Annotated in this window: 8 protein-coding genes; 7 read left to right on the top strand and 1 reads right to left on the bottom strand. The window is 75.0% G+C overall.

The genetic code is table 11. The annotated features are described in order from the left end of the window. Positions 1–56 precede the first annotated feature (56 nt). Entirely contained in the window at positions 57–1,562 is a 1,506-nt protein-coding gene (locus GV126_RS35220) for an FAD-dependent monooxygenase (protein WP_159675482.1), read from the top strand. A 244-nt stretch (positions 1,563–1,806) separates the two neighbouring features. Here GV126_RS35220 and GV126_RS35215 read toward each other — a convergent pair whose 3' ends face one another. Continuing rightward, positions 1,807–2,889, bottom strand: a complete 1,083-nt coding sequence (locus GV126_RS35215; protein ID WP_159675480.1) for a methyltransferase — start codon at positions 2,887–2,889, stop codon at positions 1,807–1,809. Positions 2,890–3,176: 287 nt separating this feature from the next. Between GV126_RS35215 and GV126_RS35210 the strand changes: the two genes are divergently transcribed. From GV126_RS35210 to GV126_RS35185, 6 genes are read left to right on the top strand one after another with little or no spacing between them, the layout of a single operon-like run. Continuing rightward, positions 3,177–3,506, top strand: coding sequence for an ATP-binding protein (locus tag GV126_RS35210; RefSeq protein WP_159675478.1), 330 nt, complete (start codon positions 3,177–3,179; stop codon positions 3,504–3,506). Then, on the top strand, positions 3,503–5,494 hold the full coding sequence (locus tag GV126_RS35205; protein WP_159675476.1) for a hypothetical protein: 1,992 nt from the start codon (positions 3,503–3,505) through the stop codon (positions 5,492–5,494). The genes GV126_RS35210 and GV126_RS35205 overlap by 4 nt, the downstream gene beginning before the upstream one ends. Positions 5,495–5,504: 10 nt before the next feature. Continuing rightward, the gene (locus tag GV126_RS35200; RefSeq protein WP_159675474.1) at positions 5,505–6,893 is read left to right on the top strand and encodes an amidase; all 1,389 of its coding nucleotides are present in this window, start codon (positions 5,505–5,507) and stop codon (positions 6,891–6,893) included. A gap of 27 nt (positions 6,894–6,920) precedes the next feature. After that, positions 6,921–8,432: a type I glutamate--ammonia ligase gene (locus GV126_RS35195; protein WP_159675472.1), complete on the top strand. Its 1,512-nt coding sequence runs from the start codon at positions 6,921–6,923 to the stop codon at positions 8,430–8,432. A 55-nt stretch (positions 8,433–8,487) separates the two neighbouring features. Further along, positions 8,488–9,774, top strand: a complete 1,287-nt coding sequence (gene purB, locus GV126_RS35190) for an adenylosuccinate lyase (protein ID WP_159675470.1) — start codon at positions 8,488–8,490, stop codon at positions 9,772–9,774. Continuing rightward, positions 9,758–10,162, top strand: coding sequence for a GNAT family N-acetyltransferase (locus tag GV126_RS35185; RefSeq protein ID WP_159675468.1), 405 nt, complete (start codon positions 9,758–9,760; stop codon positions 10,160–10,162). Before purB ends, GV126_RS35185 begins: the two co-directional genes overlap by 17 nt. Positions 10,163–10,328 lie beyond the last annotated feature (166 nt).

Here is a 10,328-nt window from a genome sequence, read left to right as displayed (position 1 = left end):
ACCGAGCACGGACCACTGATGACTGAGAGGGATTCCACGACATGCAGGACACCACGATGGACGCCGACGTCATCGTCGTAGGCGCGGGTCCGACCGGACTGATGCTCGCGGGGGAACTCCGCCTGGGCGGGGCCGAGGTGATCGTCCTCGACAAGCTGGCCGAGCCCACCGGCCAGTCCCGCGGCCTCGGCTTCACCGCCCGCGCGATGGAGGTGTTCGACCAGCGCGGGATCCTTCCGCGCTTCGGGCAGGGCGAGAGCCTGGAGGTCAGCCCCGTCGGCCACTTCGGCGGCGTCCAGTTCGACTTCACCGCCCTGGAGGGCGCCCCCTTCGGCGCCCGCGGCATCCCCCAGAGCCAGACCGAGGCCGTCCTCGCCGAGTGGGCCGCCGGCCTCGGCGCCGACATCCGCCGCGGCCACGAGGTCCTCGCCCTCGCCGACGGCTTCCGCGACGGCGACCACGCCGAGATCACCGTCGGCACCCCCGACGGCGTACGGCGGATGCGCGCCCCGTTCCTCGTCGGCTGCGACGGCGGCAAGAGCACCGTGCGCAAGCTCGCGGGGATCGACTTCCCCGGCACCGAGGCGACCCGCGCCATGTTCCTCGCCGACGTCACCGGAGTCGACCTCGAACCCCGCTACCTCGGCGAGGCCCTGCCCAACGGCATGGTGATGGCCGCCCCCCTCAAGGAGGGCGTGCACCGCATCATCGTCTGCCCGCACGGCGCCGCCGCGCGCAGCGCCGACGACACCGTCACCTTCGAGGAGGTCGCCAAGGCCTGGGAGCACATCACCGGCGAGGACATCAGCGGCGGCGGCGCCGAATGGGTCAGCTTCTTCAGCGACGCCACCCGCCAGGCCGCCGAGTACCGGCGCGGCCGGGTGCTGCTGGCCGGCGATGCCGCCCACATCCACCTGCCCGCCGGCGGCCAGGGCCTGAGCACCGGCGTGCAGGACGCCGCCAACCTCGGCTGGAAGCTCGCCGCCGTCGTCACCGGCCGCGCCGGCGACGCCCTCCTGGACACCTACCACGCCGAACGCCACCCGGTGGGCCGCCGCCTGCTGATGAACACCCGAGCCCAGGGCATGGTCTTCCTCGGCGGCGACCAGGCCGAACCGCTGCGCCGGATCCTCACCGAACTCACCGGCTACGACGTGGTCCGTCGCCACCTGGCGGGCATCGTCTCCCACCTCGACATCCGCTACGACCTCGGCGAGGACGACGGCGACAGCGCCCACCCGCTGCTCGGGCGGCGCCTGCCCAGGCTCCCGCTGACCGGGCCCGACGGCGCGACCGACACCTTCCGGCTGCTGCACGCCGGCCGCGGGGTGCTGCTCGACCTGACCGGCGACGCCGGCCTGCGCGCGGCTGCGGCGCCCTGGTCCGGCCGCGTCGACGTCGTCACGGCCACCACCTCCCCGGCCGACCGCGACAGTGTCCTCGCGGGCCTGGACGCCGTGCTGGTCCGCCCCGACGGACACGTCGCCTGGACCGGATCGGGCGGCACGGACGGCCTCCACACCGCCCTCACCCGCTGGTTCGGCGCCCCCGCCGAACACTGACCGGCACCGCGGCAGAAGAGGGGCGCCGCCCGGACCACCGGGCGGCGCCCCTCCTCGTCGCGGACGCTCGGACGTGTTGCGAAAGTCCCCTCCGGCCCGCGACGCCTGGCACGGCACCTCGCCGCGTTGCCGGGGCTCGTCCGCGTACGCCCCGTACGCGGACGACCCTCCGCCGTGCGATGCACCGCGCCGGACGCCGCGGGCCCCGCCCTCCGGGCGGACGACGCTGCTTTCGACACACGCCCTAGCGGGCGCTCGCCTCCACGACCGAGATCGCGCCCGCGGTCTGCACCACCCGCTCCAGCCGGAAGCCCGCCTCGGCCAGCAGCCGTGCGTACTGCCCGGCCGTGCGCTCCTTGCCGCCCACGAGCAGCATCAGCCACAGGTCGACGAGCTTGGAGGCGTGCGGGGCGTTCGGCTTGTCCGGCACGACCATCTCCATCAGCAGCAGCCGCCCGCCGGGCCGCATCGCGGCGCGCACGTTGCGCAGGATCTGCAGGGCCTGCTCCTCGGGCCAGTCGTGCACGATGTGCTTGAGGACGTAGGCGTCGCCGCCCTCGGGCACCGGCCCGAACAGGTCGGCGGCCACCACCTCGCAGCGGTCGGCGACCCGCTGCTCGGCCAGGTACTGCGCCGCGCCGTTCTCGGCCACCCGCGGGTCGGCGAGGATCCCCCGCACGCCCGGCGACTTCCGCAGGATGCCCGCGAGCAGCTCGCCGCGCCCGGCGCAGAAGTCCACGACCGTGCCGAACCGCGAGAAGTCGTACGCGGCCAGGATCGGCTCGGTCTCGGTGGCGGACATGGCGCCCATGCCCTTGAAGAACACCTGGCCGTACTCCGGCTTCGCCTCCAGGAACTCGAAGGCCGTCATGCCGCGCAGCTTGGGCAGGGACGGCTCGCCGGAGCGCACCGCGTCGACGAAGTGCGACCAGTCCTCCCAGTGGACCGGGTGCCCCATGAGCACCGCGATGCCGCGCATCGACATCGGCGCGTCCTCCAGCAACGCCTCCGCCATCGGGGTCAGGGCGAAGCTGCCGTCCTTGCGCTCGGCGAAGACGCCGTTCGCGGCGAGCAGCCGCAGCAGCCGGTGCAGCGTCTCCGGATGGGCCCCGACCTGCTCGGCGATCCGCGCAACAGGCAGCGGGCCGTCGCGGAGCGCCTCGGCCACACGCAGCTCCGCGGCGGCGTAGAGGGCCTGGCTGAGCATGGCGCCCTGGACCATCTCGAGCAGCGAGAAGGGCGCGGGGGCCAGCTTGCGCACGAGTCCGAGCAGAGCGTTGCGCACGCCTTCGACGATCCGGACCACACGGGCGGGCGGCAGCGGCATGGGTTCCTCCGTGGTGGGCGGCGGGCGGCCGGGTGGCCCGCCCGCGGCGGGCAGGTCGGCGCGTCCCCGGCCGGCGGCCGCCGGACAGCGCCCGGACACCGAGACTCCGGTGGCGCGGACGGGCCGCGCTCGCGGGCGGCTGGAGTCACCCCCCAGGGCCTGCCGGGACGCGCCCGGACTCCAGTTGGTCCCCACCCGCGCTCCGGGGGCAGTCGAGACGGCCCGGTGACGATCGGGACCGTCCGTCTCGGCCGTGGCCGAGAAGAGTCCCGGAGGGGGCCGATCCCGTGAAGAAGCTCGCGTCGTCCGCCGCGCTGTCGGAGCGCGCCGATCGCATCGCGCGGCGCGCCCGCGCCGACAACTGGAAGAAGCCGCCGCGGCGCATCGAACCGTCCGAGTGCATCACCTGCGGCAACTGCCTGCGTTCCTGTCCCGGGGAGTTCGGCGCGATCTTCGACCGCGGCCTGGACGTGGTGATCGTCCCCGAGCTGTGCTCGGGCTGCCCCACCTGTGTCCTGGAGTGCCCGGTCGACTGCATCTACGTCGACGAGGACTGGACCCCCACCGACGACGCGATGTGGAACCACATCGAACTCACCGCCGAGGGCGCCGCATGAAGGACTCCGCAAGGCGCCAGGAATCCCGCCGCGCCGCACACGCCAGGAAGCGGATCAGCCGCCGCCCCAGCCGGCTCGGCATCCCCGCCGGGACCACCCCCGAGCCGGACCGCGTCGCCGCACCCGACGCCGGGTTCCCCGGTCTCCTGCAGCGCGTCTGGCGGCGCGCGGCAAGGGCCCGGGACCTGCGCTCGGCCCTCGAGGTGCTGCTCACCCTCGACGGGCACGTCCCGCGCGACGTCCAGCTGCGCGCCCTGAACACCGCCGAGCAGGCCGCCCTGGTGGCGCTGGCCGGCCTGACCTGGCGCGAGGCCGGCGGCGCCGACGGGCCGGCCGCCGTGCCCGGCACCGGGGCGGCGACCGCGAAGACCGGCCCCCGGCCCTCCGCGCCGGCCGTGCCCTCCGCGCCCGCCGAACCGCCCGCGTTCCGCGGCGAGATCGCCCTCAGCACCAGCGGCCGTATCGTCCTGCGCACACCCGGCGCCCCGCCACTGGACCCGCGCGACCTGGTCGCCGGCGTCCGCCGCGTGCCGTGGAGCCGCACCGTCCTCGACGTCTACCGGCGCGAACTCGACCACGCCCGCGCCCGGCAGGCCGCCTGCGCCGCCGACTGCCGCGCCTGGCTCGCCCAGCAGGGCCCCGAAGGCCGTAACGCGCTGGTCGCGCAGGCCAGGGAGGCGGCCCTGCGCACCGCCCCGTTCGTCCTCTACCAGGAGGACACCCAGTACACGAACTTCCGCGGCCGCAACACCCTGACCGGCAAGACCCTGTGGCCCGGCCACCCCGACTGCGCCCTCAGCGCCCTGCACGGCCTCCCGCTCGACCTCTGGACGGACCAGGACACCCAGCTCGTCGTCTGCCTCACACTGCTCATCCGCTCATCCGGCTTCGGCCGCGTCGAGGAGGCCAACGGCACCCAGCTGACCGTCGACCACGTCGCGTACACCCTGGAGCGGGTGCGGCGCGCCTACAACGCCGTGTGCGGGGCCGATCCGGTGCCCGCCGCCTCGCCCCGCGTCGCCGACCTCGACCGGCTCGCGGCCGCGCTGCGCGCACGCCGCCGGGAAGTCGCCCGCAGCGCCCAGCTGTACCGGGAGATCCACGGGGCGCTCATGCACAAGGTGGAACGCGTGGCCGGCGCGCCCGGACCCCGGGCGCGGGCCCGCGAGGACGCCGTCGCCGAACACCTGCGCACCCGCCTGCCGTTGACCGGCGCCACCCTCGCCGACCTCGGCCGGGACCTGGCCGCCGAGCCCGGCTGGCTGGCCCGGCCGCACGGCGCCTTCGGCACCGGCCTGGAGTCGCTGGTGTACGAGACCGTCGCCGCGACCGCCACGGCCTTCGGCGCCGACTTCGCCATGAGCCGCGGCATGCGCTCCCTGCCCGCCCTGGTGCGCGCGCTGCGCGGCGAGAACTGGGCCGAGATCTGCGACTGGGACATCACCCGCTTCTTCTGCTGCGTGGTGCCGCGCCCGGAGGCCGCCGCCCACTTCGGGGGCTCCGAGGCCGCCCTCGCCGACGCCGCCTGGGCGATGTCCTCGCGGATGCAGTACAACTCCTGGCACTTCATCGCCGGCAACCTCCCCCGGGTGCCCGAGGTCGTGGCCCGCGACCACTTCGTGCCGCCCGTCATCCCGGACCTCGCCTACTTCTCCGACCAGCACCACCACGGGCACGTCAACAACAACGTGCGGTTCTCGATCCGCTCCCCGCAGGCCGTCGAGGTCGACGGGCGCCGGTTCGACGGATTCATGGACCTGCGGCTGCTGCGCTGCGCCGGCGAGCCGTTCGGCGAACAGGACCTGCTCGCCGCCCACCGGGTGTCGGCGTTCATCGCCCGCGCCACCTCGCTCGCCGCCGCCCTCGTCGCCGCCGGCACCGAACTGGAGGTCACCGCGTTCGACTCCGGCTGGCACTGGACGGCCGTCACGGGCCGGGGAGCCGCCGACTCCGACCTCCTGGCCGGCCAGGGCCGCCGGGCGTCCTGAGAGGAGAGCGATGACCGCCCACGGCATCAGCCGCACCAGGGAACTGCTGCGGCGGGGCGAGCTGTCCGCCGTCGAGCACACGACCGCCGTCCTGGCCGCCGCCCGCGAACAGGACACGCTCGACGCGTACGTCGCCGTCGCGGGCGAGGAGGCGCTGCGCGCCGCGGAACGGGCCGACCGGCGCCTCCGCGAGGGCGGCCCCGACGTCTGGCGGACCCTGCCGCTGCTCGGCGTCACCGTCTCCGTGAAGGACCTGCTGCAGCCCCGCGACCTGCCCCCCGCCCGCGGCTCGCTGCTGCCCAACGACCGGCCCCGGGCGGACGCGCCCGCCGTGGCCCGGCTGCGCGCCGCCGGAGCCGTCGTGGTCGGCAAGACCGCCACCTCCGAGTACGGCTGGAGCGCCTCGACCGTCAGCCGGGTCGGCCCGCCCACCCGCAACCCCTACGATCCCCGCCTGAGCGCGGGCGGCTCCAGCGGCGGGGCAGCCGCCGCGGTGGCCGCGGGCCTGTGCGACGGCTCCCTGGGCACCGACGGCGCCGGATCGATCCGCATCCCGGCCGCGTTCTGCGGCGTCGTCGGCTACAAGCCGTCCCTGGGCCGCATCCCGTACGTCCCCAACAGCGCCGACCGGCTCGCCCACCAGGGCCCCCTCCCCCGCACCGTCGCCGACGCCGCGCTGCTCGCCCAGGTCATGGCGGGCCCCCACCCGGGCGACCCGGACTCCGGCCTGGGCCCCCTCGACGCGCCGCGCACCCGCCGGACCCTGCGGATCGGCTGGATCGAGTACGAGGGCCCCGCCGAGGAGGTCCGCCGGGGGACCGGACAGGCCCGGCCCGCGCTGCTGGGCCAAGGCCACCTGGTCGAGGACATCGAGCCGTACCGCACCGACCCCTACCCCGCGCTCGTCGACCTCCTCGCCGCCTGCGAGGCCGCCGGGGCCCGCCCCGAGCACGACGAGCGGGCCGACCCCGGCCGCCTCGAGGTCATCCGCTACGGGCGCACCCTCAGCGGCGCCGACGTGATCCGCGCCGAGGAGGTCCGCCAGGAGCTGCGCACCGGCCTGCGCGCCCTGATGGACCGTTACGACGTCCTGGCCATGGCCACCGTGCCCGTCGAGCCGTTCGCCGCCGGCGCCATCGGCCCGGCCTGGGCGGCCGACCCCCGCGCCCGGCGGTGGCTGGCCTGGGCGCCCGCCGCGTACCCGTTCAACATGACCGGGCAGCCGGCCCTGTCGCTGCCCGCCGGACTCACCCGCTCCGGCCTGCCCGTGGGCCTGCAACTGGTCGGCCCCGTCGGCGCGGACGACCTGGTCCTCACCCTCGCCGCACGCCTGGAACCGGACCTCGCCACCCCGGCGCCCGCCCCGGCACGAGCCCTGGAGCCCGCGGCCGCCCGCTGACGCACGCCTCGTGGAAAGGACACCCCCATGTATGCCAGGTCATGGTCCTCACCCGCCGCGGAGGGAAGCGTCGGACGGCCCTCGTTCGTCACCGACCACGGGCTGTGGGACGAGGCCCGCACCGCCGCCGCCGAGCAGGTCGAGGCGAGCCTCGCCGACCTCGACTTCGTACGCCTCGTCTTCGGCGACCCGCACGGACTGGCCCGCTCCAAGACCCTCACCGCCGAGGCGTTCCGCACCGTGCTGCGCAACGGCATGAACTTCAGCCCCGGCCCGTTCGTCTTCGACACCGGGCACGCCGTCGCCGTCGACTTCCTCGGCGACCACGGCATCGGCGTCGACGAGATCGCCGGCGCCGGGAACTTCATCCTCGTCCCCGACCCCCTCACCTTCCAGCCGCTGCCCGGCGGCGACGCCCGCACCGCCTGGGTGATCGGCGACGAGTACCTGCGCGACGGCACCCCCCACCCGCTGTCGTCCCGGGCCGTGCTGCGCCGCGTCGTCGACCGGTACACCGAGCACGGCCTCGCCCCCGTCCTCGGCCTGGAGGTCGAGTGGTACCTCACCCGGCGCCTGGACGACGAGCCCGGCAACACCGGCAACGGCTTCGGCCTGCAGGGCAGGGCGCCGCGCGTGGCGGCCCTGAACGCCGGCTACCAGTTCAACCTCGACGCCCACTACGACACCGCCGCCCCCCTGACCGACCCGCTCGCCCTGCACCTGCTCGCCCTGGGCCTGCCCCTGCGGTCGATGGAGCACGAGTCCGGGCCCGGCCAGATCGAGACGACGTTCAGCCCGATGACCGCGCTGGACACCGCCGACGCGATGCTGCTGTTCCGCACGGTCACCAAGAGCTGGTGCGCCCGCCGCGGCCACCACGCCTCCTTCATGTCGCTGCCGCTCCTCGACGCCGCCGACCCCAGCGGCTGGCACCTCAACCAGTCGGTCACCGACCTCGCCACGGGCGGCAACCTGTTCGGCACCGAGGGCCCCTTCGGGGGACTGTCCCCGCAGGGCAAGGCGTACGCCGAGGGCCTGCTGTCGTGGGCGCGCGAGCTGTTCCTGCTCTCGGTGCCCACCGTCAACGGCTACCGGCGGCTGTCCGCCGAGCACCTCCTCGCACCCACCCGCCTCGGCTGGAGCCAGGAGGACCGCAGCGCGATGCTCCGCGTCGTCGGCCACGGCGCCGGGGCGCACATCGAGAACCGGATCGGCGAGCCCTGCGCCAACCCCTACCTGAACATCGCCGCCCAGCTGTTCGCGGGACTGGAGGGCCTGACCGCGCAGACCCCGCCGACCGACACCGGTGACACCGCCGGGGCCGGCGGGGCGGGCCTGGTGCCGCAGCAGCTGCGTGAGGCCCTCGACGCCTTCCGCGCGGGCCGTGCCGCCCGGCTGCTCGGCGAGCCGCTCGCCGCCTGCCTGGCCAAGCTCAAGGAGAGCGAGCTGCGCCGCTACGAGGCCGCGTGCGTGCAGGCGCCACCGGCCCCGGGCCAGGTCACCGAGTGGGAACAGCGCGAGTACTTCGGCGCCTACTGACCTCGGCCGAACCCACGCCCCCCTGACGTTCCCCTCCCGACGAAGGCGGCCCGCCATGATTGCCCGTTACACGCTGCCGGAGATGGCCTCGCTCTTCTCCGACCGGAACCGCTACGCCACCTGGGTGCGGGTGGAGATCCTCGCCTCCGAGGCGCAGGCCGCTCTCGGCCGCGTACCCCACGAGGCGGTGGAGGACATGCGCCGCGCCCGCGTCCCCGACCCGGCGCGGGTCGCCGAGATCGAGCGCGAGCGCGACCACGAGGTGCTCTCCTTCCTCGCCGCCTACTGCGAGGACATCCCCGACGCGTCCGCCCGCTGGGTGCACCTCGGCATGACCAGCTACGACCTCGTCGACACCGCGCTCGGCCACACCCTCGCGCAGGCCACCGACCTGCTCACCGGCGCCGCCCGGCGGCTGCGCCGCGTGCTGACCGGACGCGCCCTGGAGCACTGGGACACCGCGATGGTGGGCCGCACCCACGGCATGCACGCCGAGCCCACCACCTTCGGGCACAAACTCGCCGGACACGCCTTCGCCGTCCACCGCTCGCTGCGCCGGCTCCAAGCCGCCCGCCAGGCCGTCGCCGTCGGCACCGTCTCCGGCTCCGTCGGCACCTACGCGCTGATCGACCCGCGGGTGGAGGAGCACGTCTGCGCCGCCCTCGGCCTCGCCGTCGAGCCCGCGCCCAGCCAGGTCGTCGCCCGCGACCGGCACGCCCAGCTCCTGCAGGCCGTGGCCGTCCTGGGCGCCTGCGTGGAGCAGATCGCCCTGGAACTGCGGCTGCTGCAGCGCACCGAGGTCCGCGAGGTCGAGGAGGCCCGCACCAGCGCCTACCAGGGCTCCAGCGCCATGCCCCACAAGCGCAACCCCACCACCAGCGAACGCCTGTGCGGCCTGGCGCGCCTGCTGCGCGGCTACGCCGACACCGCGCTGGAGAACGTGGCGCTCTGGCACGAACGCGACCTCGCCCACCAGTCCGTGGAGCGGGTGATCCTGCCGGACAGCCTCAGCGTCGGCCACTTCCAGGTCACCAAGGCAGCCGAGCTGGTGGCCTCGCTCACCGTGGACGCCGACCGGATGCGCGCGCACATCGACCAGACCGACGGCCTCGTCTACAGTTCCTCGGTCCTCGCCGAACTCCTCGGCCACGGCGTGGAACGCGAACGCGCCTACCGCAGCGTGCAGGCCGCGGCCAACCACACCCTGGCGACGGGCGAGCACTTCGGCGCGTCCCTGGCCAAGCAGGGCATCGACCTGGCCGGCCTCGGACCCGAGCGCTTCCTCACCCACCACGATGTGATCCGCACCCGATTGGAGAAGCTGCATGAACTTCAAGATTGACCGCGTCGACGGCGCCGCGCTCGACCTGGAGGAGGTCCTCGGCGTCTACCACGCCTCCGGCCTCGGCGAGCGGCGCCCGGTCGGGGACCGCGAACGGTTCGCGGCCATGGTCGAGAACGCCAACCTCGTCCTCGTCGCCCGCGACGAGGAGGGCGTGCTCCTCGGCATCGTGCGCGCCGTCTCCGACTTCTCCTACGTCACCTACGTCTCGGACATCGCGGTCGTGCGGGACCACCAGCGCCGCGGCATCGGCCGCGCCCTCATCGACGCCACCCGCGGCGAGGCCCCGGACGCCAAGCTCGTGCTGCTGTCCGCGCCCGCGGCCGTCGACTACTCCCCGCACATCGGATTCACCCGCCACGAGTCGGCCTGGGTGCTCAACCCGTAAGAGGCATCCCGCCCAGGGGCTGCCGGGGCTGTACCGGGGCTCGACCGCCGTTGCCTAGATTCACGGTCAGGGCGGGACCCGGACCCGCGCACAGCACCGCACCCCCCGGGGAGGCATGACCGTGACATCGGCACAGGCGCTGCTCGACACCCGCCCGCCCACCGGC

The organism is Streptomyces mexicanus, from assembly GCF_902506575.1.
GTDB classification, from domain to species: domain Bacteria; phylum Actinomycetota; class Actinomycetes; order Streptomycetales; family Streptomycetaceae; genus Streptomyces; species Streptomyces mexicanus.
Note: the sequence above shows the minus strand (reverse complement) of the source record. Positions and strands in the feature narration are given on the sequence as shown.

What these genes read in the sequence shown, in the direction of transcription:
- GV126_RS35220 (WP_159675482.1), top strand. Translation starts at nt 57, where the DNA reads ATGGACGCCGACGTCATCGTCGTAGGCGCGGGTCCGACCGGACTGATG.
- GV126_RS35215 (WP_159675480.1), bottom strand. Translation starts at nt 2,889, where the DNA reads ATGCCGCTGCCGCCCGCCCGTGTGGTCCGGATCGTCGAAGGCGTGCGC.
- GV126_RS35205 (WP_159675476.1), top strand. Translation starts at nt 3,503, where the DNA reads ATGAAGGACTCCGCAAGGCGCCAGGAATCCCGCCGCGCCGCACACGCC.
- GV126_RS35200 (WP_159675474.1), top strand. Translation starts at nt 5,505, where the DNA reads ATGACCGCCCACGGCATCAGCCGCACCAGGGAACTGCTGCGGCGGGGC.
- GV126_RS35195 (WP_159675472.1), top strand. Translation starts at nt 6,921, where the DNA reads ATGTATGCCAGGTCATGGTCCTCACCCGCCGCGGAGGGAAGCGTCGGA.
- purB (WP_159675470.1), top strand. Translation starts at nt 8,488, where the DNA reads ATGATTGCCCGTTACACGCTGCCGGAGATGGCCTCGCTCTTCTCCGAC.
- GV126_RS35185 (WP_159675468.1), top strand. Translation starts at nt 9,758, where the DNA reads ATGAACTTCAAGATTGACCGCGTCGACGGCGCCGCGCTCGACCTGGAG.